Source organism: Variovorax boronicumulans, assembly GCF_029892485.1.
Taxonomy (GTDB): domain Bacteria; phylum Pseudomonadota; class Gammaproteobacteria; order Burkholderiales; family Burkholderiaceae_C; genus Variovorax; species Variovorax boronicumulans_B.
The window spans coordinates 1-26,960 of record NZ_JARXVG010000018.1 but is presented as its reverse complement, the minus strand read 5'-3'; the positions used below and the strand labels follow the sequence as shown (position 1 = coordinate 26,960).

The 26,960-nt window shown below is 65.6% G+C and carries 30 protein-coding genes; 23 read left to right on the top strand and 7 right to left on the bottom strand.

All coding sequences use genetic code 11. From position 1 onward, the window contains the following. Positions 1-6: 6 nt before the first annotated feature. Entirely contained in the window at positions 7-855 is an 849-nt protein-coding gene (locus tag M2282_RS28530) for a 3-hydroxybutyryl-CoA dehydrogenase (RefSeq protein WP_280812151.1), read from the bottom strand. A 194-nt stretch (positions 856-1,049) separates the two neighbouring features. Here M2282_RS28530 and purT point away from each other — a divergent pair, with 194 nt between their 5' ends. From purT to M2282_RS28480, 10 genes are all read left to right on the top strand, one after another. Next, positions 1,050-2,264: a formate-dependent phosphoribosylglycinamide formyltransferase gene (gene purT, locus M2282_RS28525; protein ID WP_280812150.1), complete on the top strand. Its 1,215-nt coding sequence runs from the start codon at positions 1,050-1,052 to the stop codon at positions 2,262-2,264. Positions 2,265-2,384: 120 nt separating this feature from the next. Continuing rightward, a complete protein-coding gene (locus M2282_RS28520; protein ID WP_280812149.1) occupies positions 2,385-3,326 on the top strand; it encodes an alpha/beta hydrolase in 942 nt (313 codons plus the stop codon). A gap of 124 nt (positions 3,327-3,450) precedes the next feature. Beyond that, positions 3,451-4,281 carry a helix-turn-helix domain-containing protein gene (locus tag M2282_RS28515; protein WP_280812148.1) on the top strand — a complete coding sequence of 277 codons (831 nt, stop codon included), beginning with the start codon at positions 3,451-3,453 and terminating at the stop codon, positions 4,279-4,281. A 16-nt stretch (positions 4,282-4,297) separates the two neighbouring features. Further along, a complete protein-coding gene (locus M2282_RS28510; RefSeq protein ID WP_198788684.1) occupies positions 4,298-5,173 on the top strand; it encodes a branched-chain amino acid ABC transporter permease in 876 nt (291 codons plus the stop codon). A 6-nt stretch (positions 5,174-5,179) separates the two neighbouring features. After that, entirely contained in the window at positions 5,180-6,256 is a 1,077-nt protein-coding gene (locus tag M2282_RS28505) for a branched-chain amino acid ABC transporter permease (protein WP_280812147.1), read from the top strand. Then, a complete protein-coding gene (locus tag M2282_RS28500; RefSeq protein WP_280812146.1) occupies positions 6,253-7,077 on the top strand; it encodes an ABC transporter ATP-binding protein in 825 nt (274 codons plus the stop codon). The genes M2282_RS28505 and M2282_RS28500 overlap by 4 nt, the downstream gene beginning before the upstream one ends. Before the next feature lie 469 nt (positions 7,078-7,546). Then, positions 7,547-8,320 carry an ABC transporter ATP-binding protein gene (locus tag M2282_RS28495; protein WP_176661852.1) on the top strand — a complete coding sequence of 258 codons (774 nt, stop codon included), beginning with the start codon at positions 7,547-7,549 and terminating at the stop codon, positions 8,318-8,320. 4 nt (positions 8,321-8,324) lie between these two features. Continuing rightward, on the top strand, positions 8,325-10,205 hold the full coding sequence (locus M2282_RS28490; protein WP_280812145.1) for an AMP-dependent synthetase/ligase: 1,881 nt from the start codon (positions 8,325-8,327) through the stop codon (positions 10,203-10,205). A gap of 41 nt (positions 10,206-10,246) precedes the next feature. Then, on the top strand, positions 10,247-11,410 hold the full coding sequence (locus M2282_RS28485; protein ID WP_280812144.1) for an ABC transporter substrate-binding protein: 1,164 nt from the start codon (positions 10,247-10,249) through the stop codon (positions 11,408-11,410). A gap of 65 nt (positions 11,411-11,475) precedes the next feature. Further along, positions 11,476-11,937 carry an EVE domain-containing protein gene (locus M2282_RS28480; protein ID WP_280812143.1) on the top strand — a complete coding sequence of 154 codons (462 nt, stop codon included), beginning with the start codon at positions 11,476-11,478 and terminating at the stop codon, positions 11,935-11,937. A 10-nt stretch (positions 11,938-11,947) separates the two neighbouring features. On the opposite strand, the gene M2282_RS28475 is transcribed toward M2282_RS28480, so the two are convergent. Both M2282_RS28475 and M2282_RS28470 read right to left on the bottom strand, forming a co-directional pair. After that, the gene (locus tag M2282_RS28475; protein ID WP_280812142.1) at positions 11,948-12,601 is read right to left on the bottom strand and encodes a MarC family protein; all 654 of its coding nucleotides are present in this window, start codon (positions 12,599-12,601) and stop codon (positions 11,948-11,950) included. Between the two features lie 5 nt (positions 12,602-12,606). Further along, entirely contained in the window at positions 12,607-13,353 is a 747-nt protein-coding gene (locus M2282_RS28470; RefSeq protein WP_280812141.1) for an SDR family oxidoreductase, read from the bottom strand. 74 nt (positions 13,354-13,427) lie between these two features. On the opposite strand from M2282_RS28470, the gene M2282_RS28465 reads away from it, so the two are divergent. Beyond that, positions 13,428-14,030, top strand: coding sequence for a 2-hydroxychromene-2-carboxylate isomerase (locus tag M2282_RS28465; protein WP_280812140.1), 603 nt, complete (start codon positions 13,428-13,430; stop codon positions 14,028-14,030). 55 nt (positions 14,031-14,085) lie between these two features. Continuing rightward, positions 14,086-14,769, top strand: coding sequence for a dienelactone hydrolase family protein (locus tag M2282_RS28460; protein ID WP_280812139.1), 684 nt, complete (start codon positions 14,086-14,088; stop codon positions 14,767-14,769). Positions 14,770-14,814: 45 nt separating this feature from the next. Here M2282_RS28460 and M2282_RS28455 read toward each other — a convergent pair whose 3' ends face one another. Next, a complete protein-coding gene (locus M2282_RS28455) occupies positions 14,815-15,729 on the bottom strand; it encodes a LysR family transcriptional regulator (protein WP_280812138.1) in 915 nt (304 codons plus the stop codon). A 108-nt stretch (positions 15,730-15,837) separates the two neighbouring features. On the opposite strand from M2282_RS28455, the gene M2282_RS28450 reads away from it, so the two are divergent. Both M2282_RS28450 and M2282_RS28445 read left to right on the top strand, forming a co-directional pair. Next, positions 15,838-16,170 (top strand): alpha/beta hydrolase, encoded by a 333-nt coding sequence (locus M2282_RS28450; RefSeq protein ID WP_280812137.1) that lies wholly within the window; start codon positions 15,838-15,840, stop codon positions 16,168-16,170. A 215-nt stretch (positions 16,171-16,385) separates the two neighbouring features. Then, entirely contained in the window at positions 16,386-16,754 is a 369-nt protein-coding gene (locus M2282_RS28445; RefSeq protein ID WP_280812136.1) for a DUF4148 domain-containing protein, read from the top strand. A 74-nt stretch (positions 16,755-16,828) separates the two neighbouring features. Here the strand turns inward: M2282_RS28445 and M2282_RS28440 are convergent, their stop codons facing one another. The 3 genes from M2282_RS28440 to M2282_RS28430 all read right to left on the bottom strand — a co-directional run bounded on the left by M2282_RS28440 (position 16,829) and on the right by M2282_RS28430 (position 19,452). Beyond that, positions 16,829-18,007 carry a magnesium transporter CorA family protein gene (locus M2282_RS28440; RefSeq protein ID WP_280812135.1) on the bottom strand — a complete coding sequence of 393 codons (1,179 nt, stop codon included), beginning with the start codon at positions 18,005-18,007 and terminating at the stop codon, positions 16,829-16,831. Between the two features lie 64 nt (positions 18,008-18,071). After that, positions 18,072-19,085: a porphobilinogen synthase gene (gene hemB / locus M2282_RS28435; RefSeq protein WP_280812134.1), complete on the bottom strand. Its 1,014-nt coding sequence runs from the start codon at positions 19,083-19,085 to the stop codon at positions 18,072-18,074. A gap of 112 nt (positions 19,086-19,197) precedes the next feature. Beyond that, positions 19,198-19,452: a hypothetical protein gene (locus tag M2282_RS28430; protein WP_280812133.1), complete on the bottom strand. Its 255-nt coding sequence runs from the start codon at positions 19,450-19,452 to the stop codon at positions 19,198-19,200. On the opposite strand from M2282_RS28430, the gene M2282_RS28425 reads away from it, so the two are divergent. The 9 genes from M2282_RS28425 to M2282_RS28385 all read left to right on the top strand — a co-directional run. Further along, the gene (locus tag M2282_RS28425; protein ID WP_280812132.1) at positions 19,429-19,857 is read left to right on the top strand and encodes a CopD family protein; all 429 of its coding nucleotides are present in this window, start codon (positions 19,429-19,431) and stop codon (positions 19,855-19,857) included. The two genes, M2282_RS28430 and M2282_RS28425, sit on opposite strands and share 24 nt — an antisense overlap. Positions 19,858-19,861: 4 nt before the next feature. Continuing rightward, positions 19,862-20,986 (top strand): VanZ family protein, encoded by a 1,125-nt coding sequence (locus tag M2282_RS28420; protein ID WP_280812131.1) that lies wholly within the window; start codon positions 19,862-19,864, stop codon positions 20,984-20,986. Positions 20,987-21,023: 37 nt separating this feature from the next. Continuing rightward, positions 21,024-21,377, top strand: a complete 354-nt coding sequence (locus M2282_RS28415; protein WP_257864168.1) for a (2Fe-2S) ferredoxin domain-containing protein — start codon at positions 21,024-21,026, stop codon at positions 21,375-21,377. A 70-nt stretch (positions 21,378-21,447) separates the two neighbouring features. Then, a complete protein-coding gene (locus M2282_RS28410; RefSeq protein ID WP_280812130.1) occupies positions 21,448-22,080 on the top strand; it encodes an alpha/beta hydrolase in 633 nt (210 codons plus the stop codon). A gap of 40 nt (positions 22,081-22,120) precedes the next feature. Further along, positions 22,121-23,290: a D-alanyl-D-alanine carboxypeptidase family protein gene (locus M2282_RS28405; protein WP_280812129.1), complete on the top strand. Its 1,170-nt coding sequence runs from the start codon at positions 22,121-22,123 to the stop codon at positions 23,288-23,290. A gap of 194 nt (positions 23,291-23,484) precedes the next feature. Next, on the top strand, positions 23,485-23,862 hold the full coding sequence (gene rpsL / locus M2282_RS28400) for a 30S ribosomal protein S12 (protein ID WP_013543948.1): 378 nt from the start codon (positions 23,485-23,487) through the stop codon (positions 23,860-23,862). 150 nt (positions 23,863-24,012) lie between these two features. Continuing rightward, positions 24,013-24,486: a 30S ribosomal protein S7 gene (gene rpsG, locus M2282_RS28395; RefSeq protein ID WP_093023827.1), complete on the top strand. Its 474-nt coding sequence runs from the start codon at positions 24,013-24,015 to the stop codon at positions 24,484-24,486. 96 nt (positions 24,487-24,582) lie between these two features. Further along, complete coding sequence (gene fusA, locus M2282_RS28390; protein WP_280812128.1) at positions 24,583-26,682, top strand: elongation factor G; 2,100 nt, start codon at positions 24,583-24,585, stop codon at positions 26,680-26,682. A gap of 141 nt (positions 26,683-26,823) precedes the next feature. Next, positions 26,824-26,960: GTP-binding protein (locus M2282_RS28385; protein ID WP_280812214.1), on the top strand; the 137-nt coding region annotated here is incomplete at its 3' end.

The window sequence follows — 26,960 nt, the reverse complement described above, 5'->3', positions numbered from 1 at the left end:
TGAGGCTCAGTAGGTGTACACGCCGCGGCCGGTCTTGCGGCCCAGTTGACCTGCAGCAACCATTTCCTTGAGCAGGGGGCAGGGGCGGTACTTGGAATCGCCGAACTGCTCGAGGTACACCTCCATCACGGCCAGGCACACATCGAGGCCGATCATGTCGGCCAGCGCCAGCGGGCCGATGGGCTGGTTGCAGCCCAGCTTCATGCCGGCGTCGATGTCTTCGGCGGTGGCGATGCCTTCGGACAGCACGAAGAAAGCCTCGTTGATCATCGGCACCAGGATCCGGTTGACCACGAAGCCCGGCGCGTTCTTCACCGTGATCGGCGACTTGCCCAGCTTCTCGGCCAGCGCCTTGACGGCGTCGTGCGTGGCGTCGCTCGTGAGGTAGCCGCGGATCAGCTCCACCAGCGCCATCATCGGCACCGGGTTGAAGAAGTGCATGCCGATGAAGCGGTCGGGGCGCGAGGTGGCGGCGGCCAGTTGCGTGATCGAGATCGACGAGGTGTTCGACGCGACGATCACCTCGGGCGCCAGCAGCTCGTCGACCTGCTTCAGGATCTTGAGCTTGAGCGCGTGGTTCTCGGTGGCCGCCTCGATGACGAGTTGCGCGCCCTTCAGGTCGTCGTAGTTGGTGGAGCCCTTGATCAGCGCGAGCGCCGCGGCCTTCTGCTCGGCAGTGAGCTTTTCTTTCTTGATCAGGCGGTCGAGGCTGCCCGAGATGGTGGCGAGGCCCTTGTCGACGGCCGCCTGGGCCACATCGATCATCACCACGTTCACACCGGACACCGCGCAGGCCTGCGCAATGCCATTGCCCATCGTTCCGGCGCCGATGATGCCGACGGTCTGGATCGTCATGAGAAAACTCCTTGGAAGTACAAAAACGGAAAGGGGGAGCGGGTGGGGCGCGAGGCGGCCACCGCGGCAGGACAACGATTGTGGAGCAGCCCCGCCGGGGTGCCGTTCCCGGATGCGACACCGAGGTTCTCGGGTGGCTTACAGTGCGGCGGTTGCTGTTTTCTCTCTCTTTTTCTCTCTTTTCGACTTCGACCATGACCACCCTCGGTACCCCCCTTTCCCCCTCCGCCACCCGCGTGATGCTGCTCGGCTCCGGCGAACTCGGCAAGGAGGTGCTGATCGCCCTGCAGCGCCTCGGCGTCGAGACCATCGCGGTCGACCGCTACGAGAACGCGCCCGGCCAGCAGGTGGCCCACCACGCCCGCACCATCACCATGAGCGACCCCGCGCAGTTGAAGGCGCTGATCGAGGCCGAAAAACCCATGCTCGTGGTGCCTGAGATCGAGGCCATCGCCACGCAGACGCTGCAGGAACTCGAAGACGCCGGCGTCGTGCGCGTGATTCCAACGGCCCGCGCCGCCCGCCTCACGATGGACCGCGAAGGCATCCGCCGCCTGGCCGCCGAGACGCTGGGCGTGCCCACCAGCCCCTACAAGTTCTGCGACTCGCTGGCCGAGTTGCAGGCGGCCATCGACGGCGCGGATGGAAAAGGAATTGGCTACCCCTGCATCGTCAAGCCGGTCATGAGCAGCTCCGGCAAAGGCCAGAGCAAGATCGACGGCCCCGCCGACGTGCAGAAGGCCTGGGACTACGCCATGGCCGGCGGCCGCGTGAGCCACGGCCGCGTGATCGTCGAAGGCTTCATCGACTTCGACTACGAGATCACGCTGCTGACCGTGCGCGCCAGGGACGCGGCCGGCGCCGTCGAAACGAAGTTCTGCGACCCCATCGGCCATGTGCAGGTGAGCGGCGACTATGTGGAAAGCTGGCAGCCGCACCCCATGGCGCCCGCCGCGCTGCAGAAGGCGCAACAGATCGCAGAGGCCGTGACGGCCGACCTGGGCGGCCAGGGCCTCTTCGGCGTCGAGCTGTTCGTGAAGGGCGACGAGGTCTGGTTCAGCGAAGTGAGCCCGCGCCCGCACGACACCGGCATGGTCACCATGGCCACGCAGTGGCAGAACGAGTTCGAGCTGCATGCGCGCGCCATCCTCGGCCTGCCGGTCGATACCTCGCTCAAGAGCCCGGGCGCAAGCGCGGTGATCTACGGCGGCGTGGACGCCACCGGCATCGCCTTCGACGGCGTGGCCGAGGCGCTGCAAGTGCCCGGCAGCGACATCCGCCTGTTCGGCAAGCCCGAGAGCTTCGTCAAGCGCCGCATGGGCGTGGCGCTGGTGCATGCGGCCGACACCGACACGGCGCGCAAGCTCGCCAAGGAAGCCGCCTCGCGCGTGAAGCCGCGCACGGCCTGAGCCTTCCGAGGGTGAACCCGGGTGCAGCACCCGGGTAGCCAGTTTCCGCAAGCCGCCTTGCAACGACGCGGGCATCGTGCGTGAAGATCGAGGGACATCCACTCGACCCTCGGAGACACCATGCTGCATCCCCAGGCGCGCGCCTTGCTCGACTTCATCGAGTCGCGCGGCATTCCGCCGACCCACACGCTCTCGCCCGCCGATGCGCGGGCCTTCTACCGCGAGCGCCGTGCCGCCACGCAGCCGCTGCCCGCGGAAGTGGCCGAAGTGCGCGACCTTGCTGCGGACGGCCTGCACGGCACCATCCCGGTGCGGCTGTACCGGCCGCTTGGTTCGGGCGCCGGGCCGCTGCCCGTGCTGGTGTACTACCACGGCGGTGGCTGGGTCATCGGCGACCTCGACACGCACGACGTGCTGTGCCGGGAGCTGGCCAACGGCGCGGGCTGCGCGGTGGTCGCGGTCGACTACCGCATGGGCCCCGAGCACCGCTTTCCCGCCGCCGTCGACGATGTGCTGGCCGCTACGCGCTGGGTGCGTCGAGAGGCCGCGACGCTGGGACTCGATGCGAGCCGCCTGGCGGTCGGCGGCGACAGCGCCGGCGGCAATCTCGCGGCCGTGGTCGCCATCGCGGCGCGCGATGCGGGCGACCTGCCCATCGCCTTCCAGCTGCTGATCTACCCGGCCACCGACATGCGCCGCGGCCATCCCTCGCACCAGGCGAACGGGCAGGGGTACCTCCTGACGAGCGACACGATGACGTACTTCCACGACCACTACATCACCGACGCGAAGCACGACCTCGACTGGCGCGCCTCGCCGCTGCTGCACACAGACCTCGCGAAGCTGCCGCCCGCGCTCGTGATCACCGCCGGCTACGACCCGCTGCGCGACGAAGGGCTCGCGTATGCGGAGGCGCTGACCGCCACGGGCAACCGCGCGGACTACGTCTGCTTCGAGCGACAGATCCACGGCTTCATCACCATGGGAAAGGTGCTCGACGAGGCCAACACGGCGGTCGCGCTTTGCGCCACCGAGTTGCATCGCGCGCTGTCGGCGAACTGAGGGCGGACTAGGGAAAGTCCCCGCGCAAATGCATGCCGCGCAACAGGGTTGCGCCGCTACGATCCAGCCAACACGAAGCCGCCCCCCGCTGGGCAGGCCAGACCCGATGCAGGAGACAAACACCATGCAGCGAGCGAGTAATGCGCCCCCGGAAAACGGTGGCGCACGGCAGGGCGAACGCCTCATGTGGCTCACGCCGCAGCGCGTGTTCTACGCCGGCCTGCTCGGTGCGGCGGCAGAGCGCACGATGGGCGGGCACGGTGTGTACGTGTCGCCCGCGGGCGTGCCGCCGATCCGCATCCGCATCGGTGGCGGCGCCTGGCAGACGGGCGAGCTCATCGTGGTGCCGCCGCAGGTGCCGCACCATGTCGAGAGCCAGCATCCGCTGATCTTCAATTTGCTGATCGAATCGGAATCGGTCGACCCCGCGCGCATGCCCGCCTTCATGCAGCACTGCGGCCCGGTCGATGCGCCGGCCTTCGTGCAGCGTGTGCGTGACGCCCATGCACACCTGCTCGCGGCCTCGGGCCGCGGCACGGATTTCGAGGGCTTCGATTTCGATGCGCTCTTCTTCGGCGAAACGCTCGCGCCGCGCGCGATCGATGCGCGCATCCGCAAGGTCATCGATGCCCTTGTTGCCGATCCGTCCGCGCCCACCTCGGCCGAAGACTGCGCGGCCTCGGTGCACCTGTCGTTCTCGCGCTTCCTGCATCTCTTCAAGCAGGAGACCGGCATGGCGTTTCGCGCCTTCCGTGCCTGGAAGCGCGCGCGCAGCTTGCTGCGCTATGTGCGCCAGACCACCACGCTCACCGACATCGCGCTGGACACCGGCTACCCCGACTCGACGCATTTCAGCCATTCGATCCGCCAGGTCTACGGCTTGAAACCCAGCGACATCCTGGCGGGCTCCCGCCGTCTCGCGCTGCACGACGCGGCCGGCGGCTTCCGGCAGTAGACGCAGAAGAGGCCCCATGCAGATCCTCCAACTCCTGCTGTCGGGCATTGCGCAAGGTTGCATCTACGGGCTGATCGCGCTCGGGTTCGTGCTGATCTACAAGGCCACCGAGACCGTGAGCTTCGCCCAGGGCGACCTGATGATGCTGGGCGCCTTCGGTGCGTTCGCGGGCATGTCGCTCTTCGGCATGCCGTTCTGGCTCGCGGCGATCCTCGCGGTGGTGGCGATGGCGGCCTTCGGCGTGCTGCTGGAGCTGGCGGTGATCCGGCCGATCCTCGGGCAGCCGCAGTTCTCCATCGTGATGCTGACCATCGGCATCGCCTACGTGGCGCGCGGCCTCATCACCATGGTGCCGGGCATCGGCACCGAGACCCACACGCTGCCCGTGCCCTACAAGGACCAGATCTGGAAGCTGGGCGAGCTGGTGGTCAACCTCGAACAGCTCGCGATCATCGTCGCCACGGCGATCCTGTGCGCGCTGCTGTTCGCGATGTTCCGCTACAGCAAGCTGGGCATCGCGATGCAGGCCTCGTCGCAGAACCAGCTGGCGGCCTACTACATGGGCATTCCGGTGAAGCGCCTCAACGGCCTGGTATGGGGGCTGGCGGCAGCGGTCGCGGCCATTGCGGGCATGCTGCTCGCGCCCATCACTTTCGTGCACGCGAACATGGGGTTCATCGGGCTCAAGGCTTTTCCGGCGGCGGTGGTGGGCGGCTTCGGCAGCCTGCCGGGCGCGATCGTCGGCGGGCTGGTGATCGGCATCGTCGAATCGTTCGCCGGTTTCTATTTGCCCGACGGCTTCAAGGACACGGCGCCGTACATCGTGGTGCTGCTGATGCTCATGATCAAGCCCAACGGTCTGTTCGGCGAAAAGCTGCGCAAGAAGGTGTAGTCCGATATGCGCTTCATCTTCAAGACCACCTACGACCAGGACATCCGGCTCGCCCGGCACGGCGGCCATGTGTTCTGGTACGGCCTGCTCATCGCGTTCCTCATCGCCGCGCCGTGGGTGATCGAGGAGTACTGGCTCGCGCAACTGACCTTCGTGCTGATCTATGGAATCGTCGGCCTGGGGTTGATGCTGCTGGCAGGTTTCACAGGGCAGTTCTCCATCGGGCATGCGGCGTTTCTTGGCGCGGGCGCGTACACGCAGGGCGTGCTGACCAACATGGGCGTGCCGTTCCCGATTGCGCTGCTTGCAGCCGCGGCGCTGTCCGCAGCAGTCGGCGTGGTGGTCGCGTTGCCGGCGCTGCGCGTGAAGGGCATCTACCTGGGCATCGCAACCCTGTCGTTCGGCTTCATCGTCGAAGAAGTGTTTGCGCGATGGGAGAGCGTCACCGGCGGCAACGCGGGGCTGCATGTGAAGTCGCCGCAGCTCTTCGGCTGGTCGTTGGGTTCGGGCGACGGCTTCTACTTTCTGTGCCTGGTGGTGGCGGTGCTCAGCACGCTGGGCATCCTGAACCTGCTGCGCTCGCCAACGGGACGTGCCTTCGTCGCCATCCGCGATTCTGAAATTTCGGCGCAGAGCATGGGCATCCACCTTGCGCGCTACAAGACGATGTCGTTCGCGATCTCGGCCGCACTCGCGGGGCTGGGCGGCGCGCTGTATGCGCACAAGCTGAGCTTCATCTCGCCGGACCAGTTCAACATCCTTCAGTCGATCGACCTGTTGCTGATGGTGGTGATCGGTGGCCTCGGCTCGGTGCACGGAGCTTTCCTGGGCGCGATCTTCCTCATCGCAATGCCGCAGCTCATCTCGATGGGCAAGGACTGGCTGCCGGCCGTGATCGGGCAGGCGCCCGGCCTGCAGGGGCTGGTGTATGGCGTGGTGCTGATCACGTTCGTGCTGTTCGAGCCGCTGGGGCTCTATGGCCGGTGGCTCAAGGTCAGGACGTACCTGCAACTCTTCCCGTTCTACCGCAAGGGCCTCCTCAAGCGGCAGAAGTCCTTCACCAAATCGGACCGGCTGAGATGAGCAGCGGCGGCGACATCCTGCTTTCGGCCAAGGACCTGAGCGTGCGCTTCGGCGGCGTGCTCGCGGTCAACAAGGTGAGCTTCGATGTGCGGCGCGGCGAAGTGTTCACGCTGATCGGGCCGAACGGCGCGGGCAAGACGACGGTGTTCAACCTGATCAGCCGCATCTACACGCCGACCACGGGCGAGATCACATGGCACGGCGAGGCGACCGGCCCGCTCGCGCTGACGCAGCAGGCGCCGCATGCGATTGCCGCGCTGGGCATTGCGCGCACTTTCCAGAACATCGAACTCTTCGAGCATGCGACCGTGTTGCACAACCTGCTGATCGGTCGCCACACGCACCGGCAGACGGGGTTCTGGAGCGAAGTGTTCTTCACGCCCGCCACGCGGCGTGCCGAGATCGCGGCACGCGAAAAGGCCGAGCAGGTGATCGAGCTGCTGGACCTGCAGCATCACCGCGACTCGATGGTGGCCGGCTTGCCCTATGGCGTGCGCAAGGTGGTGGAACTGGCGCGCGCGCTGTGCACCGAGCCCAAGCTGCTGCTGCTCGATGAGCCGTCGTCGGGGCTCAATGTCGAAGAGACGGTGGACATGGCGTTCTGGATTCAGGACATCCAGCATGAGCTGGGCGTGTCGGTGTTGATGGTCGAGCACGACATGTCGCTCGTGTCGAAGGTGTCGGACCGCGTGTTGGCAATGAACATGGGCGAGGTGCTGGCCACCGGTACACCGCGCGAGGTGCAGGCGGACGAGCGTGTCATCGAGGCTTACCTCGGCACAGTGGACGACGTGAGCAGCTTGAGGAGGGTGGCGGCGTGAATGCTTCGTTCGCTATCTTTGGAGAGGCGCCCGGTATGCGGTGCGGCGCGGGCGCCCCCACTGCGCCGGCCCTTCGGGCTCCCTTCCGGTGCTCGCTTTCCGCGGGGTCTCGCCCAAACTCGCTTCGCTCAAACAAGGGCGAGCCCTTGTCCGCGGAAAGCTGCGCTCCTCAGCGGCGCAGAGGGGGCGCCCGCGCCGCACCGCACACCGGGCTCCGGGGGCGATGGAAACACCCTGTGCGTACCCACGGCGTTGGGGCCCCTGCCCCGGGTGGGCCGTTGAGGCACCGCCGAGCAGCGCAGCGACGGGCGGATCAGGGCTCGCCGCTGTTTGAGCGAAGCGAGTTCGGCGAGACCCCGCCCGTCGTGAGCAGCGCAGGGGAGCCCGAAGGGCCGGTGACGTCGACCCGCCCGGGGCAGGGGACCCAACGCCGTTCCCCGCCCTCCGCAAGAATTCGGAGTGCAACGCCATGACCGACGTCGTACTCCAGCTGCTCAACGTGGAAAGCGCCTACGGCCCCATCAAGGCCATCCGCGGCGTGAGCCTTAAAGTCAAACAGGGCGAAATCGCCACGGTGCTGGGATCGAACGGCGCAGGCAAGACAACGATCCTCAAGACCATCTCCGGAATCATCGACCCCCGAAAAGGCAGCATCGAATTCCAGGGCAAGGACATCACCGCCAAAGACCCCGCCTTCATCGTGCAGCAGGGCCTGAGCCATGTGCCCGAAGGCCGAGAGGTGTTCCCGCTGCTGTCGGTGAAAGACAACCTGCTGATGGGCGCCTACACCCGCAAGGACCGCGACGGCGTGGCGCGGGACATGGAGACCGTCTACACCTACTTCCCGATCCTCAGGGAGCGTGCCACGCAGGACGCGGGCCTGCTCTCCGGCGGGCAGCAGCAGATGCTCGCGATCTCGCGCGCCATCATGGCGGCGCCGCATCTCATCCTGCTGGACGAGCCCAGCCTCGGCCTGAGCCCCAAGCTCACGAAGGAAATCTTCGAGATCGTCGTGCGCATCAACCGCGAGCGCGGCACCACCATCCTTCTGGTCGAGCAGAACGCCAACATGGCGCTCAATGCCGCCGACCACGGCTACGTGCTGGAGAACGGCCGCATCGTCATGGAGGACTCCTGCGACCGCCTGCGCGAAAAGGAAGACATCAAGGAGTTCTACCTCGGCGTGAAGGACGATGGCGTGCGTGGCGAGCGGCGCTGGAAAAAGAAGAAGAACTGGAGATGACCCCATGAGCACACTCGCATTGCGCGCTCCTGCCGGTCTCTGGGACCTGGCGCATCTTCAGCCCCGGCTCGACGTGGTCGTGCCCGGCGACACCGTTCCCGCCGTCTTCTGGAAGGCCGTCGAGCTGCGCGGCGACAAGGTGTGGATGCGCCAGAAGGAGCTCGGCATCTGGCGCACCTGGACGTGGCGGCAGACCGCCGAGGCCGTGCGCGAGATCGCGGGCGGACTGCTGGCGCTGGGCTTCGCGCACGGCGAGTGTTCCTCGATCCTTTCCAACACGGTCATCGAATGGGTGCTGTGCGATGTCGCCGTGCTCAGTTGCGGCGGCGTATCGAACGGCATCTATCCGACCGATGCGGCCTCGCAGGTCAGCTACCTCTGCGAAGACTCGCGCACCACCGTGCTCTTCGTGGAAGACGACGAACAACTCGACAAGGCGCTCGAAGTGCGTGCGCAGCTGCCGCTGCTGCGCAAGGTGGTCGTGTTCGACATGGACGGGCTGCGCGACCTCGACGATCCCGGCGTCATCAGCCTCGATGCGCTGCGCGCCCTCGGCCGCGAGCATCTGAAGGCGAATCCGCAGGCGCTGGAACAGCGCATCGCCGCCTGCCGCGCCGAAGACCTCGCGATCCTCGTCTACACCTCCGGCACCACCGGCAAGCCCAAGGGCGCCATGCACAGCCACCGCGGGCTGGTCTACACCATGCGCGGCTACAACGCGCTGCTCGCGCAGGGCGAGACCGACGAGCGCATGTGCTTCCTGCCGCTGTGCCACATCGCCGAGCGCATGGGCGGCGAGTACTTCGCGATGTACACCGGCTCGATCCTCAACTTCGTGGAGAACCCGGAGACGGTGCCGGAGAATGTGCGCGAGATTTCGCCCACGGTGTTCACGGCCGTGCCGCGCGTGTGGGAGAAGTTCTATTCGGGCGTGATGATCGCGCTGAAGGAAGCGAGCGGCCTGCAGCAGGCCGCCTATGGCTGGAGCATCGGCGTGGGACAGGAGATTGCCGAGCGCGTGCTGCAGGGAAAGCCGATCGGGGCCGGGCTGCGCTTGAAGTTCCGCATCGCGCGCTGGCTCGCGCTCAACAACGTGCGCAAGCTCATCGGCATCCATCGCGCGCGCTTTCTGGTGACCGGCGCGGCGCCGATCTCGCCCGACCTCGTGCGCTGGTACCTCGCGCTCGGCGTGCCGATGCTGGAGGTGTGGGGCATGACCGAGTCGTGCGGCGCCTCCACCGGCGTGCCGCCATCGCGCATCGCGCCGGGCTCCATCGGCCCGGCCACCAGCTACAACGAAGTGCGGCTGGACCCGGCGACGGGCGAGATCCTGGTGCGCGGCCCCAATGTCTTCATGGGGTACCTCAATCTGCCCGAGAAGACGGCCGAGACCATCGACGCCGACGGCTGGCTGCACACGGGCGACGTCGGGCTGGTCGACGCGGAAGGGTATTTCCGCATCACCGACCGCATGAAGGACATCATCATCACGGCAGGTGGAAAGAACATCACGCCGAGCGAGCTGGAGAACGAACTCAAGTTCAGCCCCTACATCACCGACGCGGTGGTGATCGGCGACAAGAAACCCTACCTGACGGTGATCGTGATGATCGATCAGGAGAACGTCGAGAAGTTTGCGCAGGACAACGACGTGCCGTTCAGCAACTACGAGAGCCTGACGCGCGCGCAAGAGGTGCTGGACCTGATCCAGGGCGAGGTCGACCGCGTCAACGCGAAGTTCGCGCGCGTGGAGCAGATCAAGAAGTTCTTCCTGCTAGAGACGCAGCTGAGCGCCGAGGACGAGGAGCTCACGCCGACGATGAAGCTCAAGCGCAAGCTGGTGCAGACGAAGTACGCGGAGCGGATCGAGGCGATGTACCGCTGACCGGTCCAACGTTTTTTGTGTCAACCCGAGGAGACAACCGAATGAAGCTCAAGACAGTGACGACGTTGGCCGTGCTGGGCCTGATCGCGACGCTCGCGTCCGCGCAGCAGCAGGGCGTGAGCAAGGACGAGATCCGGATCGGCACGATCCAGGACCTGTCGGGCCCGCTCGCGGGCTTCGGCAAGCAGGCGCGCAACGGCATGCAGCTGCGCGTGGACGAGCTCAACGAGCAGGGCACCCTGAACGGCCGCAAGCTCAAGCTCTTCGTGGAGGACTCCGGCTACGACCCGAAGAAGGCTGTGCTCGCCGCGCAGAAGCTGGTGAACCAGGAAAAGATCTTCATCATGGCCGGCCACATCGGCACGGCGCAGAACATGGCGGCGATGCCGGTGCAGTTCGACAAGAACATCGTCAACTACATGCCGATCACCGCGGCACGCGAGATGTACGAGCCGCTGAACCGGCTGAAGTATTCGTTCGCGGCCACCTACTACGACCAGATCCGACTGGCGCTGCCCAAGATGATCAAGGACAAGGGCGCCAAGAAGGTCTGCACGATCTACCAGGACGACGAGTTCGGGCTCGAGGTGCAGCGCGGCGCCGAGGCGGGGCTGAAGGCCGCGAACATGGAGCTGACAGAGAAGACCTCGTTCAAGCGCGGCGCCACCGACTTCAGCTCGCAGGTCGCGAAGATGAAGGCCGCGAACTGCGACCTGGTGGTGCTGGGCACCATCATCCGCGAGACCATCGGCACGGTGGGCGAGTCGCGCAAGACGGGCTTCAACCCGACCTTCATCGGTTCGAGCGCGGCCTACACCGACCTGATCCACAAGCTGGGCGGCAAGGCGATGGACGGCGTGTACGCGACCATGACCGTGCAGAACCCCTACACCGACGAGCAGTCGCAGCCGCTGCGCTTCTGGGCCAACAAGTACAAGACCAAGTTCAACGAAGACCCGACGGTGTTCTCGGTGTACGGCTACGTGATCATCGATTCGTTCATCAAGGCGGCGACCAAGGCAGGCCCGAACCTCACGACCGACAGCTTCATCAAGGCGATGGACAGCATGACCTTCGAGCCCGACATGTTCGGCAGCCCGAAGAGCAGCTACACCGCCACCAAGCGGCTGGGCAACGAGCAGTCGCGGCTGTCGCAGATCAAGGACGGCAAGTGGGTGGTGGTGTCGGACTACGTGACACCGTAAGCGGCGGCCCAGGTAGTTACAAGGGCGGGCGGCTATATTTCGCGAAAACCCATCGCGAGAACGCCATGCCCCAGTACTGGTTGATGAAATCCGAGCCCGACGAAGTCTCCATCGACGACGCGCTCGCCGCGCCCGGCGCCACCGTGGCGTGGACCGGCGTGCGCAACTACCAGGCGCGCAACTTCATGCGCGACGGCATGAAGGTCGGCGACGGCGTGCTGTTCTATCACTCCAGCTGCCCGGAGCCGGGCATCGCCGGCATCGCGCGCGTGGCGTCGGGCATCAAGCCCGATCCCACGCAGTTCGATGCGAAATCGCCGTATTACGACGCGGCCTCGAAGAAGGACGACCCGCGCTGGCTGCTGGTCGATGTGCAGGCGGTGCGCAAGACCCGGCTGCTGGCCCTGCCTGAGCTGCGCGCCAAGCCCGAACTGGCCGAACTGATCATCCTGCGCAAGGGCAACCGGCTGTCGATCACGCCGGTCGAGCCCGCGCACTGGAAGGTCATCGAGAAGATGCTGGCCTGAACTCCTGTGTTCAGGCGACCTTCGACAGGATCGGGAACAGCTTGCCGAGCCCGTCCGCCATCACCTCGACGGCCAGCGCCGCGAGGATCAGGCCCATCAGCCGCGTCATGATGTTGATGCCCGTCTTGCCCAGCACGCGCGCGATCGGCTGCGCGAGCGAAAACGCCAGCGCGGTCGCCAGCGCCACCACCACGCCGTAGCCCACGAGCACTGCGAGTTCCCACAGGTGCTGTGCCTTGTCGGCGTAGATCACCACGGTGGAAATGGTGGCCGGCCCCGTCAGCAGCGGAATGGTGAGCGGCACCACCGCGATGGAGGCGCCCATCGAGGCCTTGACCTCAGTGGCGCGCAGCTCCTCGACGTTGGTCTTGCTCTCGGCCGGTTGCGCATTCAGCATCGACAGCGAACTCATGAGCAGCAGCAATCCGCCGCCGACCTGGAAGCTCGCGATCGAGATGCCGAAGAACGACAGCAGCTGCAACCCCAGCAGCGCGCTCACTGCGATGACCACGAACGCGCTGAAGGCCGACATGCGCACCGTGTGGCGGCGCTGCGCATCGGAGTACCCCTGCGTGTAGTGGATGAAGAAGGGCACGATGGCCAGCGGGTTGACGATGGCCACCAGCGTGACCAGCGGCTTGATGAGGTCCATCGAGGTGCTCATGGTGCTCACCTTCCGCCGGTCACGTCGAGCAGGGCCATGGTGGTGTAGCTCGCCTCGTCCGACAGCAGCCAGAGGATGGCGCCCGCGATTTCCTCGGGGCTGCCGGTGCGCTTCATCGGCACGGTGGGCGCGAGCTCGGCGGCGCGGTCGGGCATGCCGCCGGAGGCGTGGATCTCGGTGTCGATGAGGCCCGGGCGCACCGCATTGACGCGGATGCCTTCGTCGCCCACTTCCTTGGCCAGGCCGATGGTGAAGGTGTCGATGGCCGCCTTGCTGGCCGCGTAGTCGACGTACTGGCCCGGCGAGCCCAGGCGCGCGGCGCCGCTGGAGATATTGACGATGGCGCCGCCCGCACCGCCGTGCCTCGTGCTCATGCGGCGCACCGCTTCGCGCGCGCAGATGAAGCTGCCGATCACGTTGATGCGGAACATGCGCTCCAGCCGCGCCACGCTCATCTCGTCGACACGCGCCTGCACGTCCACCACGCCGGCGTTGTTGACCAGGGCGGTGAGCCGGCCGAGCTTGGCATCGACCTTCTCGAACATCGCGATCACCTGGGCTTCGTTGCCCACATCGGCCTGCACGGCGATGGCGGTGCCGCCGCCATCACGGATGGTGCGCACCACCTCGTCGGCCGCCAGCGAGTTGCTGGCGTAGTTGACGGCCACTGCGTAGCCGCGCTGCGCGGCGAGCAGTGCAGTGGCGGCGCCGATGCCGCGCCCACCGCCGGTGATGAGTAGCACTGGATTCAAAACCTACCTCCTGCAGAGAAACTGTGCGTCAGTTAAAACCGTTGGCTTGGATTACATCATTCGAGGGCCAGCGCATGAGCACGAAAACGATTGACTACTACTTTGCGCCCCAGAGCCCATGGACCTATCTGGGTCATACCCGGTTCGAGGCGATTGCGGCCGAGGCGGGTGCCACGGTGCGCGTGCGGCCCATCGACCTGGGGAGCGTGTTTCCGGTGTCCGGCGGGCTGCCGCTGGGCAAGCGTGCGCCGCAGCGGCAGGCCTACCGGCTGGTCGACCTGGCGCGCTACTCCCGCCATCTCGGCCTGCCGCTGAACCCCAAGCCCAAGTTCTTTCCCGTGGCCAGCGACGATGCGGCGCGGATCATCATCGCGGTCGACATCAACGACGGTACGGCTGCTGCGATGCGCATGAGTGCCGCGGTGTTCGCGGCGGTCTGGGTGCAGGAGCGGAACATCGGCGATCCCAACGTGCTCGAAGCGCTGGTCGTCGAATGCGGCCTGCCCGCCAAGCGTGCGGAGCAATCGCAAAGCCAGGCGGTGCAGGAGCGCTACGAGGCCTATACGCAGGAAGCCATCGACATCCAGGTGTTCGGCGCGCCAAGCTATGTGATCGATGGCGAGATCTTCTGGGGGCAGGACCGGCTCGATTTCGTCGAGCGGGCGCTGCGCCAGTGACGGCGACGGATTTCTTCATTCAATTCATTCAATTGCCATCAGGAGCATGACAAACATGGGTCAATTCATCGATCTCACAGCCAAGGACGGCTTCAGCTTTCCCGCCTACGTGGCCGAACCCGCGGGCAAGCCGCGCGGTGCGGTGGTGGTGGTGCAGGAAATCTTCGGCGTGAATTCGCACATCCGCTCGGTGGCGGACGGCTATGCGGCGGATGGCTATCTCGCGGTCGCGCCATCGACCTTCCCCCGCGTGAAGCCCGGCGTCGAGCTGGGCTACAGCGACGAGGACATGAAGGAGGGCTTCGGCCTGAAGACCGCGGTCGAAGCGCTGCCCGCGCCCGGCGTGCTGCAGGACATCGAGGCGGCCATCGCCTATGCCTCGAAAGCCGGCAAGGTCGGCATCGTGGGTTATTGCTGGGGCGGTCTGCTGACCTGGCGCGCCGCGTGCCTGCTGCCGGGCCTGGCCGCTGCGGCGCCGTACTACGGCGGCGGCATGACCTCGCCGGAAGAAACCGCGCGCCAGCCCAAGGTGCCGGTGCTGGCGCACTTCGGCAACCAGGACCACTGGATTCCGCTGGACACCATCGAGGCCTTCAAGAAGGCGCACCCCGAGGTGGAAGTGCATGTGTATCCCGTCGGGCACGGATTCAATTGCGACCAGCGCGGCTCGTACGACGCAGACGCGGCCAAGCTGGCGCGCGAACGCACGCTGGCGTTCTTTGCCAGGCACGTCGGCTGACGCTTCCCCTGGAGAGCAAAAAATCCCGGTGAGAACCGGGATTTTTTATTGAGGCGCCTTTTTCTTGAGGCCCGGCGCGTCGCCCACGCGGGTCTGCAGGAAGTCGAGCAGCGCGCGCAGCGCCGCGCTGTTGTGGCGCCGCTGCAGGTACGCGGCCGACAGCCACATGTCCTTGCGCGTGAAGCCCTGCAGCACCGGCACGAGCTCGCCGTGCTCGATGTGCGATTGCACCAGGATCGAGGGCAGGTAGATCACGCCGAAGCCGCGCATCGCCACCCGGATCAGCGGCGCGCCCTCGGTGCAGTCCATGCGGCTCTTGACGTGCACGTCGAGAGGTTCTCCGCCATCGTCGAAGCGCCACACCGGCTGGGCGCCGAGCAGGGAGTGGGTGAGCGCGTCGTGCCCGGCCAGCTCGCGCGGATGCTCGGGCTTGCCGTGCTTCTTCCAGTAGATCGGCGAGGCGCAGACCACCATCTCCATGAGCCGGAGCTTGCGCACGATGAGGTTGGCATCCTCGACGGGGCCGCTGCGGATGTCGACGTCGATGCCTTCTTCGGCGAGGTCGACCGTGCGATTGGTCAGCTGCAGGCTGATGCTCACGTCCGGGTAGTAGCGCATGAAGTCGGCCAGGAGATTGGGAAACTCGCCGTTGCCCATGCCGTGCGGGGCCGAGATCCGCAGCCGGCCGGCGGGCTGGCTCGCGCGATCCTGCAGCTCGGCCTGGGTGAGCTCCACCATTTCGAGCACCGGTGTGCTGCGTTCGAGCAGCAACTGGCCGGCGTCGGTGAGGCTCACGGAGCGGGTGGAGCGGTTGAGAAGCCGCACGCCGAAACGGGTTTCGAGTTCGGCCACGTACTTGCTGACAGTGGCTTTCGACATGTCGAGCTTCTTGGCGGCCTGCGAGAAGCTGCCGTGGGAGGCGACTTCGCGAAAGGTTCTGATCAGATCGAGACTGTCCATGTCAAAGAGCCCATTGTTTCCGTTCGAGGAACGCGGTGGTTCGATTCTGCGGCGGTTTTCTTAGGCGACCTGGATCACACTCAGGCCACGCGCCGAAGGAGCCGAACCATGAACATCTCGAACATCATCGCTGTTGCCGCCCTGTCGATCCTGACCGCGGTGGGCGCGCAGGCGCAGGGCTTCGAGCCGGTGCAGCCGCTGAAGATCGGCGAAAGTCGGGTCGAACTGGCCGCCGAGGGCGCAGCGGCTGCGCGCGGCGGCAATGTCTATGGCGATGTGGTGGCAGCGCCGCTGACTGCGCAGCCCAGCCGGCTCGATCGGGCCTCGGTCCATGCGGAGGCGGTCGCTGCCGCCCACGCGCCGAACCAGAACCTGGACCGCCGCGCCTTCGCGAACAGCGAAGTGCCGCGGCAATTCCGGGCGACGCGTCCGACCCGATAGTTCAAGACTTCAGATTCCCAAGGGCCGGAGCCGCGCATGCGGTGCCGGCCTTTTTGCCGTGTGCATGCATCTGTGTCGAGATTGTTTCAATAGAGGAAACACCGTGTCTCTGTTCCGAGCGTTTTCGCTAAGGAATTTCGTCTGAAACTCGCCGCACAGGCAAGCGACCGAGCAAGCCTGGTGGACAAACCATCCGACTTACACAAGGAACTGACATGAAGACCTCGCACATCCTCGCCGCCGCTGCTCTGACCCTCCTGGCCGCCACCGGCGCCCAAGCCGAAACCTACCAAGGCGTGAACACCGCCGTCTCGACCAAGAGCCGCGACGAAGTCAACGCCGAAGCCGTGCGCGCCGCAGCGGCTCCGAACCAGAACGTGACCCGCGGTTCGCGCGGCCCGGAAACGGTCGCCGTGTCGAAGGACCGCGCCATCGTCGAAGCCGAAGCCGTTCGCACCGCCTACGCTCCCGACCAGAACGTGACCGGCGGCTCGCGCGTCAACAGCAAGGTCATCTCGACGATGGCCCACCCGATGGACGCACGCGTTCAAGCCCAGCAAGGCACGGGCGCTACCGCCAAGTAAAAGGAGCCCGCCCCTCGGGGCAGTTCAGCAAGAAGGCCACGCGAATGCGTGGCCTTTTTGCATTGGGCGGGCGGTCAGCGTGTTCGCGCGAGGTAGCGCTTGCGCCAGAAAACCAGCACCAGCAGCACTGCGATGACCAGCATGGCGGTCATCGCGATCCAGAAACCGTCGGCCTTGTGCACCAGTGGGATGAACTCGAAGTTCATGCCGAAGATGCCCGCGATCAGGTTCAGCGGCAGGAAGATCGCGGTCAGCACGGTGAGCACCCGCATGATGTCGTTGGCCCGGTGGCCCTGGACGCTGAAGTGCATTTGCACCGCCGTCTCGGCGTTCTGCTCGAGCCGGTGCACGTGGTGCACCACCCGCTCGATGTGCTCCAGCACGTCGCGGCTGCGGATCATGATCAGCTCCCGCTCGCGCTGTTCGGCCTCGCCCTTGGGCGGCGGCAGGGTTTCGAGCGAGTCGATCCAGTCCTGCATGGCGGCGCGCTGGTCTTCGCAGATTTCGTCCAGATGGTGCAGCGACTGCCGCGCCTCCATCAATGCACCCCAGTTGGTGAAGCGGCTGCGCGGATCGATCAATTCGGTCTGCCAGTGATCGAGCTGCCTGGTGAGCTCGCGCCGCAGGTCGAGGTAGCCATCGACGATCTGGTTGATGACGCGCAGCATCAGGTCCGAGGGCCCCGTGGGCACGCGCGTGGAGACTGCGCGCACGTCCAGCGCCGGGGCGCCGCGGTCATCGGACGACCCGGCCGCCAGCAGCCGCGCGGCAAAGGCGTCGCGCACCGCACCGTCTTCGGGATGCACCGACAGCAGCACCCGGTCGAACACGGCGAAACCCACCGGCCGCGTGTCGACCCGGCGCAGCACGGGCGGTCCGCTGCGGGGCTTGGGGGCGGTGGAGGTGGCGGGAGGAATGGGCGGCGCCTCGTTGCCGTTGCCTTTCCCGTTGCCCAGTGCCGCCTGCCCCTGGCTGGTCGCCAGGCGCCGGAACACCAGCACGTCGTACTGAGAGGTGTAGTCGTAGTGCGAGGGCAACTGGTCGTTGAGCAGGTCGGCCACGTGCAGGTCCACCAGCTGGGTCTGGCACAGCGTCTGGAGGATCTGCTGGACCTCGGCCAGGGAGACGCGAAATTCCTCGCGCGTGAGCGAAATCCAGAGGTAACCGCTGGCGGCACACGCGCCCGGCACGGCCAGCGGCATCAGCGCCGGATGCTCGCCGACCTGCGAGCGATTGATTTCGAAGATGCGCATGGCTCGACCTTGGTTTTCTATCTACCGCCCGGTTCGCCCATGCGGAACAGGCCCGGGGGAGCTATTATTTTTGTAGCAGGCGCGCCGCATCGAGCGCGAAGTAGGTGAGCACGCCATCGGCGCCTGCGCGCTTGAAGGCCAGCAGGCTTTCGAGCACCACGGCGTCGTGGTCGAGCCAGCCGTTCTGGGCGGCGGCCTTGAGCATCGCGTATTCGCCGCTCACCTGGTAGGCGAAGGTCGGCACATGGAATTCGTCCTTCACACGGCGCACGATGTCCAGGTACGGCATGCCGGGCTTGACCATCACCATGTCGGCGCCCTCGGCAATGTCGAGTGCCACTTCGCGCAGCGCTTCGTCGCTGTTGCCGGGGTCCATCTGGTAGACCTTCTTGTTGCTTTTGCCAAGCGTGGCGGCCGAGCCGACCGCGTCGCGGAACGGGCCGTAGAAGGCGCTGGCGTACTTGGCGCTGTAGGCCATGATCCGCGTGTGAACGTCGCCGCGGGCTTCGAGGGCGGTCCGGATGGCGCCGATGCGGCCGTCCATCATGTCGCTGGGCGCCACAATGTCCACGCCCGCTTGCGATTGTGTGAGCGCCTGCTTCACCAGCACCTCGACGGTAGTGTCATTGACGATGTAGCCGCTGTCGTCGAGCAGGCCGTCCTGCCCGTGGCTGGTGTAGGGGTCCAGGGCCACGTCGGTCATCACGCCGAGTTCGGGAAAGCGCGACTTGAGTGCGGCGACCACGCGCGGAATCAACCCGTCGGGGTTGAAAGCCTCGTCGCCTGCCGGCGTCTTCAGACTCGCATCGATCACCGGAAACAGCGCCATCACAGGAATGCCGGCCGCGACGCACTGCTCGGCGACCGGCAGCAGACGGTCGAGGCTCAACCGATCCACGCCGGGCATCGAAGGAACGGCATCGCGCCGGTTCTCGCCTTCCTGAACGAACACCGGGTAGATCAGGTCCTTGACGGTCAGCGTGTTCTCGCGCACCAGGTCGCGGGTGAAAGCGTCGCGGCGCAGACGTCGTGGACGGCCGGCGGGGTACAAGGCAAGGGGGGAGTGGGGGCGCGTCATATCCCGAAAATTGTGCCTGAAGCATTCGATCGCCGTGTTGTCGCCTGCGGGATAGGTTGTCTGACAACTACGGAAATTCGTAGATAGAAAGTTCTAAATATTTGGTTATGAATCACAAAGAAAGTGCCCCTGTCGCTTGAAACCTTGTTTCGTCTTTGTTAAATTCTCCAGCGGGCGGCTTGCCGCTCCCCGCTTTTCCTCCCTGAGCGGGTGCCTTGATGTGTGACAGCAAAAGGGCTTCCCAGCCCGACGTGAAGACGTCGGGCTTTTTTTTGGCCGAGGCTTTTCGGGCGTTACGTGACGAGGCGGCGTAGCTGGAGCGGTGCACTACTAAACTGCCGCCATGCTCTGGGTCAAAACTCTTCATATCGTCTTCATCGCAAGCTGGTTCGCGGGACTTTTCTACCTGCCGCGGATCTTCGTCAATCTTGCGATGGTGCCCCCGGAGTCGGTGGCAGAGCGCGAACGCCTGTTGCTGATGGCGCGCAAGCTGCTGCGGTTCACCACCTTCCTGGCCGTCCCGGCGCTGGGCTTCGGCCTGTGGCTGTGGCTGGGCTATGGCATCGGCCGTGGGCCGGGCAATGGCTGGATGCACGCCAAGCTGGCGCTGGTGCTGGTGGCCATCGGCTACCACCATGGCTGCGGCGTGCTGCTGCGGCGCTTTGTGGCGGGCGGCAACCAGCGCAACGACCGCTGGTACCGCTGGTTCAACGAGCTGCCGGTACTGCTGCTGCTCGGCATCGTGATCCTGGTCGTCGTCAAGCCGTTCTGACCCGATGGACACGGTGGAGAAGCCGCACAAGTCCGCCGCGCTTCCCCTTGCGCTCGCCTATGCGGCGCTGATCGTCTATGCCAGCCTCTATCCCTTCGCGGACTGGCGCGACCAGGGCATTGCGCCCTGGGCCTATCTGTCGGCGCCCTGGCCCAAGTACTGGACGGGTTTCGACTTCGCGGTCAATGTCGCGGGCTACGTGCCTTTCGGCTTCCTGTGCGCCCTGGCGGTGCTGCGCACGCGCCGGACTGCCGGCGTCGGGGGCGCGGTGCTGCGCGCCACCGCGGCCGGCGCCGCAATCGCCTTCGCCATGGAAACGCTGCAGAGCTACCTGCCCGCGCGCATCCCTTCCAACGTCGACCTGGGGCTGAACACGACCGGCACGATCCTCGGCGCCGTGCTGGCGGCGGGGCTGGAGCGCCTGGGCGCGGTGGCGCACTGGGGCCGTGCCCGCTCGCAATGGTTCCTGGAGGATTCGCGCGGTGCCCTCGTGCTGCTCGCGCTCTGGCCGTTCGCCTTGCTCTTTCCCGCGGCCGTCACCTTCGGACTGGGCCAGGTGTTCGAGCGGCTCGAGGTCGCGATTTCCGAATGGCTGCTCGACACGCCCTTCATCGACTGGCTGCCCGTGCGGCAGTTCGAGCTCGAGCCACTGGTACCGCTGGTGGAGCTGCTGTGCGTGATGCTCGGTGCACTGGTGCCGTGCCTGCTGGGCTACCTGGTGGCGCGCACGGTGGTCCAGCGTGCGGTGCTGCTCCCGCTGATCTTTCTGGCGGGCGTGGCGGCCTCGGCGCTGTCGGCGGCCCTGAGCTATGGGCCTGTGCATGCCTGGGCGTGGCTCGACCTGCCCGTGCAGGTCGGCATGGCGGCTGCGTTCGTCGCGGGTGCGCTGCTGGTGGCCGCGCCGCGCCGCCTGTGCGCGGCCCTGCTGCTGGTGGGGCTCGTGCTCCAGCTGAGCCTGCTGAACCAGGCGCCCGAGAGCGCCTACTTCGCGCAGACGCTGGCCACCTGGGAGCAGGGGCGCTTCATCCGTTTCCACGGACTGGCCCAGTGGCTGGGGTGGATCTGGCCCTTCGCGGTGCTGGCCTACGTGGTGGCGGCCCTGTCGCGCAGGACGCGGCCGGCACCTTAGGCCCGGGCGCCCGGATGGCGGTCACTAAAATCGGCCGATGCCCAGTTCCACCCCTGCCGCGCCGTCCGGCTACTACGGCCGCCATATCTTCTTCTGCCTCAACGAGCGCAAGAACGGCGAAGACTCCTGCGCCATGCACAACGCGCAGGAGGGTTTTGATCGCTGCAAGGCCAAGGTGAAGGAAGCGGGCCTGTCGGGGCCCGGCAAGGTGCGGGTCAACAAGGCCGGATGCCTGGATCGCTGCGCCGGCGGGCCGGTGGCGGTGGTGTATCCCGAAGCCGTCTGGTACACCTTCGTCGATGCCGACGACATCGACGAGATCGTCGAGTCGCACCTGAAGAACGGCGAGGTCGTCGAGCGGCTCCTGCTGCCCGCCGACGTCGGACGCTGAACTTTCCCGCGAACCCGCCGCTCGTACCGTGCTCCCTGCCGGCGCTGCCGGTCCGCTCACTCACCCAGCCATGAACTCCCAGACCGAAAAGATCAGCCTCCAGGGCGCCGCTGGCGCGATCGAGGTGCAGCGCGACCAGCCGGCCAGCACCCCGCGCGGCATCGCGGTGATCGCCCATCCGCATCCGCTGTTCGGCGGCACCATGGACAACAAGGTCGTGCAGACCTTGGCGCGCGCCTTTGTCTCCTGTGGCTGGACGACGGTGCGCTTCAACTTTCGCGGCGTTGGCGCCAGCGAAGGCGTGCATGACGAAGGGCGGGGCGAGCTGGAAGACATGCTGAATGTCGTCGGCCAGCTGGCGCCCGAAGGCCCCCTGGCCATTGCCGGTTTTTCGTTCGGCGCTTTCGTCGCAACCGGCGCGGCCGAGCGACTCTGGGCCGGGCGCGACGTCCAGCAGGTCGTGCTGGTCGGAACGGCCGCCGCGCGCAACACCGTGGCCACGCTGCCCGCCGAAGCCCACGATCGCATGCTGGTGGTCCACGGCGAAGCCGACGACACCGTGCCGCTCGCAGCCGTGATGGACTGGGCGCGGCCACAGTCACTTCCTGTCACGGTTATTCCCGGGGGCGGCCATTTCTTTCACGGACAATTGCCGCTGCTCAAAAGTCTCGTTGCCCGCCACCTCCGCGCGGGCGTTGAATGAAAGCCTCGCAGGCTTGTTTTCGTCTCTTCCCATCCTCCCCATGAATCGTTTTTTCAATGCGCTTCGCGCACTGGTGCTGACTGCTGCTGCCTCGGTCGGCGTGATCGCTGCCGCCCAGGTGCCGGCACCGCCCGAAATCGCCGCGCGCAGCTACCTGCTGCTGGACGTGACCGCGAACCAGATCCTTGCGCAGAAGGACATCGACAGCCCGGTGGAGCCGGCTTCGCTCACCAAGCTGATGTCGGCGTACATCGTGTTCGACGCGCTGCGTGCCAAGAAGATCACGCTGACCCAGACCTTCCCGGTCAGCCAGCGCGCCTGGAAGATGCCGGGTTCCCGCATGTTCATCGACCCGAAGATGCAGGTGCCGGTAGAGGACCTGATCAAGGGACTGATCGTGCAATCGGGCAACGACGCCACGGTGGCGCTGGCCGAGGGCGTGGGCGGGACGGTCGAGCATTTCGTCGAGCTCATGAACGCCCAGGCCAAGGCGCTGGGCATGAAGAACACCAGCTACAAGAACCCTGAAGGCCTCACGGCGCCCGGCCACACGACCACGGCCCGCGACCTGAGCATCCTGGCGACCCGCCTGGTGCGCGATTTCCCGGAAGAAGCCAAGTACTACGCGATCAAGAAGTACCGCTACCCGGGCACGCCGTCCACCAACGACACCAACCGCAACCTGCTCCTCTTCCGTGACCCGACCGTCGACGGCCTGAAGACCGGCCATACCGAGGCCGCCGGCTACTGCATGATCGCCACCGCCAAGCGCGACTTCCCGAACCTGACCGGGGGCCGCCGCCTGCTGTCGATCGTGCTGGGCACCTCGGGCGAGACCGTGCGCGCCAACGAGTCGCAGAAGCTGCTGAACTGGGGCTACACGGCCTATGACGCCGTGCGCCTGTTCGATGCAGGCCAGCCGGCCGCCACGCCGGCGGTCTGGAAGGGCAAGGAGAACGTCCTGAAGCTGGGCCGGCCGGAAGCCATCGTCGTCGCGGTTCCCGCCGGCACCGCCAGCAAGATCAAGACCCAGGTGGCGCGTCCCGACCCGCTGGTGGCGCCCTTCGCCAAGTACCAGCCCGTGGGCTCGCTCAAGGTGACGCTGGATGACCAGCCGGTGGCGGATGTGCCGCTGGTGGCCCTGGAAGCCGTCGAGCAGGCCGGCATCTTCGGCCGCGCCTGGGATGCCGTCCGCCTCTGGATCAAGTAGGGAGGCCGGGCAATCGGGCCGCCAGCACGCGCTGGCGGCAACCTGACTTTGCCGTTTCAGGCTCGCCTGCTATACTCGTGGGCTTTTCGGAATTTTCCGAAGGGTTTCACGTTTTCGTTATTCCCGGCTTCCTTGAGTCACGACCAAGGGCGGTTTTTCAACCAGGGCCGGGTTGTTTTGGGACTAATTCATTCATGCCAACCATCAATCAACTGGTGCGTCAGGGTCGAACGGTCGAAAAGATCAATTCGAAGAGCCCTGCCATGCAGAACTCGCCGCAACGCCGCGGTGTCTGCACCCGCGTCTACACCACGACGCCAAAGAAGCCCAACTCGGCGCTTCGTAAAGTTGCCAAGGTCCGCCTGACCAACGGCTTCGAAGTCATTTCCTACATCGGCGGCGAAGGCCACAACCTGCAGGAACACAGCGTCGTGCTGGTTCGCGGCGGTCGTGTCAAGGACTTGCCCGGTGTTCGCTACCACATCGTGCGCGGTTCGCTCGACTTGCAAGGCGTGAAAGACCGCAAGCAGTCGCGCTCCAAGTACGGCGCGAAGCGTCCCAAGAAGGCTTAAGCCTTCCTGTCGTCAGAAAACAAGCGGTGTTCGGTTGCCTTGGCGGGTACATCGAACGAAGTGACCCAATCCCGGGTCGAGTAAGTGAGAGTCCTGACTGGCTCTCGCGGTACCGGAAACGGTGCCAACTGAAGCAAAGAGGTTAGAAAAATGCCACGTCGTCGCGAAGTCCCCAAACGTGAAATCCTGCCGGATCCCAAGTACGGCAATGTCGAGCTGTCGAAGTTCATGAACGTGATCATGGAAGGCGGCAAGAAGGCGATCGCCGAGCGCATCATTTATGGCGCGCTCGAATTCATCGAAAAGAAGAACCCGGACAAGGACCCGCTCGAAGCTTTCACCGTTGCCATCAACAACGTGAAGCCGATGGTCGAAGTGAAGTCGCGCCGCGTCGGCGGTGCGAATTACCAGGTGCCGGTCGAAGTCCGCCCGGTCCGTCGCCTCGCCCTGTCGATGCGCTGGATCAAGGAAGCCGCTCGCAAGCGCGGCGAAAAGTCGATGGCCCTGCGTCTGGCCAACGAACTCATGGAAGCCACGGAAGGCCGTGGCGGCGCCATGAAGAAGCGCGACGAAGTGCACCGCATGGCGGAAGCCAACCGGGCGTTCAGCCACTTCCGCTTCTAAAAATCAAACTTCGCTTGGGCGTTGGGTGTCGAGTGTCGGGCGTTGTGCCCGTACTCGGGGCCCAGCGCTCAACGCATTTCAACCCGAAAGTAAATCATGTCCCGCAAGACCCCCATCGAGCGCTACCGCAACATCGGCATCTCCGCGCACATCGACGCTGGCAAGACCACGACGACCGAGCGCATCCTGTTCTACACCGGTGTGAACCACAAGATCGGTGAAGTGCACGATGGCGCCGCCACGATGGACTGGATGGAGCAAGAGCAAGAGCGCGGCATCACGATCACCTCGGCTGCCACCACCTGCTTCTGGAAGGGCATGGCGGGCACGTTCGACGAACACCGCATCAACATCATCGACACCCCCGGCCACGTGGACTTCACCATTGAAGTCGAGCGCTCGATGCGCGTGCTGGACGGCGCCGTCATGGTGTACGACGCTGTCGGCGGCGTGCAGCCCCAGTCGGAAACCGTCTGGCGCCAGGCCAACAAGTACAAGGTCCCGCGTCTCGCGTTCGTCAACAAGATGGACCGCACCGGCGCCGACTTCCTGCGCGTGCGCCAGATGATGGTGGACCGCCTGAAGGCCAACCCCGTCGTGATCCAGATCCCGATCGGTGCCGAAGAGCACTTCCAGGGCATCGTCGACCTCGTGAAGATGAAGGCGATCATCTGGGACGAAGACAAGGGCGTGACCTTCACCTACGGTGAAATCCCCGCGAACCTGGCCGACGTCTGCGCCGAATACCGCGAAAAGCTGGTCGAGGCCGCTGCCGAAGCCAGCGAAGAGCTGATGAACAAGTACCTCGAAGGCGGCGAGCTCTCCGAGTTGGAAATCAAGGCGGCCATCCGCCAGCGCACCATCGCCGGCGAAATCCAGCCGATGCTGTGCGGCTCGGCCTTCAAGAACAAGGGCGTGCAGGCCATGCTCGACGCGGTCATCGAATACATGCCCGCACCGACCGACATTCCCCCGGTCAACGGCACCGACGAAGACGAAGCCCCCGTCACCCGCAAGGCTGACGACGGCGAGAAGTTCTCGGCGCTCGCATTCAAGCTGATGACCGACCCGTTCGTGGGCCAGTTGACCTTCGTGCGCGTCTACTCGGGCGTGCTGACCAAGGGCGACAGCGTCTACAACCCCGTGCGCGGCAAGAAGGAACGTATCGGCCGTATCGTGCAGATGCACGCGAACAACCGCGAAGAAGTCAACGAAATCCGCGCCGGCGACATCGCCGCCTGCGTGGGCCTGAAGGAAGTCACCACGGGCGAAACCCTGTGCGACCCGTCGGCCATCGTGACGCTCGAACGCATGGTGTTCCCGGAATCGGTGATCTCGCAGGCCGTCGAGCCCAAGACCAAGGCCGACCAGGAAAAGATGGGCATCGCCTTGCAGCGTCTCGCTCAGGAAGATCCGTCGTTCCGCGTCAAGACCGACGAAGAATCGGGCCAGACCATCATCGCCGGCATGGGCGAGCTCCACCTTGAAATCATCGTGGACCGCATGAAGCGCGAATTCGGCGTGGAAGCCAACGTGGGCAAGCCCCAAGTGGCGTACCGCGAAACGATCCGCAAGACCGTCGAAGATGCCGAAGGCAAGTTCGTTCGCCAGTCGGGCGGCAAGGGCCAGTACGGCCACGTCATCCTGAAGCTCGAGCCGCAGGAAGCGGGCAAGGGCTTCGAATTCGTCGACGCCATCAAGGGCGGTGTGGTTCCTCGCGAATACATCCCCGCAGTGGAAAAGGGCGTTGTGGAAGCGCTGACGCAAGGCGTGCTGGCGGGCTACCCCGTCGTGGACGTCAAGGTCACGCTGCACTTCGGCTCGTACCACGACGTGGACTCGAACGAAATGGCGTTCAAGATGGCCGCGATCTTTGGTTTCAAGGAAGGCGCCCGCAAGGCCAGCCCCGTGATCCTGGAGCCGATGATGGCCGTGGAAGTCGAAACGCCTGAAGACTACGCCGGCAACGTGATGGGCGACCTGTCCTCACGCCGCGGCATGGTGCAGGGCATGGACGACATGATCGGTGGCGGCAAGTCCATCAAGGCCGAAGTGCCGCTGTCGGAAATGTTCGGCTACTCGACCACGCTGCGCTCGATGTCGCAAGGCCGCGCCACGTACACGATGGAGTTCAAGCACTACGCCGAAGCTCCGCGCAACGTTGCTGAAGCGATCGTCGCTGCACGCGCCAAGTAAGTTTTGAAGAATGCAGGGCCACGCAGTGCGTGGCTCTCTTTGTCTGCGATTCGGTGCCGCCACGTTCCCGTGCGAGGCGAACCAGCAATCGGGTGCAGACATAAAACCAATACACGGGAATGCTCTTTCAAGGATTGAAAAATGGCAAAAGGTAAATTCACCCGCACCAAGCCGCACGTGAACGTGGGCACGATCGGTCACGTTGACCACGGCAAGACGACGCTGACGGCTGCGATTGCAACCGTTCTGTCGGCCAAGTTCGGCGGCGAAGCCAAGGC

Coding starts and splice junctions, on each gene's coding strand:
- M2282_RS28480 (WP_280812143.1), top strand. CDS start 11,476: ATGCCCCAGTACTGGTTGATGAAATCCGAGCCCGACGAAGTCTCCATC.
- rpsL (WP_013543948.1), top strand. CDS start 23,485: ATGCCAACCATCAATCAACTGGTGCGTCAGGGTCGAACGGTCGAAAAG.
- M2282_RS28460 (WP_280812139.1), top strand. CDS start 14,086: ATGGGTCAATTCATCGATCTCACAGCCAAGGACGGCTTCAGCTTTCCC.
- rpsG (WP_093023827.1), top strand. CDS start 24,013: ATGCCACGTCGTCGCGAAGTCCCCAAACGTGAAATCCTGCCGGATCCC.
- M2282_RS28420 (WP_280812131.1), top strand. CDS start 19,862: ATGGACACGGTGGAGAAGCCGCACAAGTCCGCCGCGCTTCCCCTTGCG.
- M2282_RS28415 (WP_257864168.1), top strand. CDS start 21,024: ATGCCCAGTTCCACCCCTGCCGCGCCGTCCGGCTACTACGGCCGCCAT.
- M2282_RS28515 (WP_280812148.1), top strand. CDS start 3,451: ATGCAGCGAGCGAGTAATGCGCCCCCGGAAAACGGTGGCGCACGGCAG.
- M2282_RS28405 (WP_280812129.1), top strand. CDS start 22,121: ATGAATCGTTTTTTCAATGCGCTTCGCGCACTGGTGCTGACTGCTGCT.
- purT (WP_280812150.1), top strand. CDS start 1,050: ATGACCACCCTCGGTACCCCCCTTTCCCCCTCCGCCACCCGCGTGATG.
- M2282_RS28500 (WP_280812146.1), top strand. CDS start 6,253: ATGAGCAGCGGCGGCGACATCCTGCTTTCGGCCAAGGACCTGAGCGTG.
- M2282_RS28505 (WP_280812147.1), top strand. CDS start 5,180: ATGCGCTTCATCTTCAAGACCACCTACGACCAGGACATCCGGCTCGCC.
- M2282_RS28425 (WP_280812132.1), top strand. CDS start 19,429: ATGCTCTGGGTCAAAACTCTTCATATCGTCTTCATCGCAAGCTGGTTC.
- M2282_RS28490 (WP_280812145.1), top strand. CDS start 8,325: ATGAGCACACTCGCATTGCGCGCTCCTGCCGGTCTCTGGGACCTGGCG.
- fusA (WP_280812128.1), top strand. CDS start 24,583: ATGTCCCGCAAGACCCCCATCGAGCGCTACCGCAACATCGGCATCTCC.
- M2282_RS28450 (WP_280812137.1), top strand. CDS start 15,838: ATGAACATCTCGAACATCATCGCTGTTGCCGCCCTGTCGATCCTGACC.
- M2282_RS28430 (WP_280812133.1), bottom strand. CDS start 19,452: ATGAAGAGTTTTGACCCAGAGCATGGCGGCAGTTTAGTAGTGCACCGC.
- M2282_RS28445 (WP_280812136.1), top strand. CDS start 16,386: ATGAAGACCTCGCACATCCTCGCCGCCGCTGCTCTGACCCTCCTGGCC.
- M2282_RS28510 (WP_198788684.1), top strand. CDS start 4,298: ATGCAGATCCTCCAACTCCTGCTGTCGGGCATTGCGCAAGGTTGCATC.
- M2282_RS28520 (WP_280812149.1), top strand. CDS start 2,385: ATGCTGCATCCCCAGGCGCGCGCCTTGCTCGACTTCATCGAGTCGCGC.
- M2282_RS28485 (WP_280812144.1), top strand. CDS start 10,247: ATGAAGCTCAAGACAGTGACGACGTTGGCCGTGCTGGGCCTGATCGCG.
- M2282_RS28410 (WP_280812130.1), top strand. CDS start 21,448: ATGAACTCCCAGACCGAAAAGATCAGCCTCCAGGGCGCCGCTGGCGCG.
- M2282_RS28455 (WP_280812138.1), bottom strand. CDS start 15,729: ATGGACAGTCTCGATCTGATCAGAACCTTTCGCGAAGTCGCCTCCCAC.
- M2282_RS28465 (WP_280812140.1), top strand. CDS start 13,428: ATGAGCACGAAAACGATTGACTACTACTTTGCGCCCCAGAGCCCATGG.
- M2282_RS28475 (WP_280812142.1), bottom strand. CDS start 12,601: ATGAGCACCTCGATGGACCTCATCAAGCCGCTGGTCACGCTGGTGGCC.
- M2282_RS28440 (WP_280812135.1), bottom strand. CDS start 18,007: ATGCGCATCTTCGAAATCAATCGCTCGCAGGTCGGCGAGCATCCGGCG.
- hemB (WP_280812134.1), bottom strand. CDS start 19,085: ATGACGCGCCCCCACTCCCCCCTTGCCTTGTACCCCGCCGGCCGTCCA.
- M2282_RS28495 (WP_176661852.1), top strand. CDS start 7,547: ATGACCGACGTCGTACTCCAGCTGCTCAACGTGGAAAGCGCCTACGGC.
- M2282_RS28530 (WP_280812151.1), bottom strand. CDS start 855: ATGACGATCCAGACCGTCGGCATCATCGGCGCCGGAACGATGGGCAAT.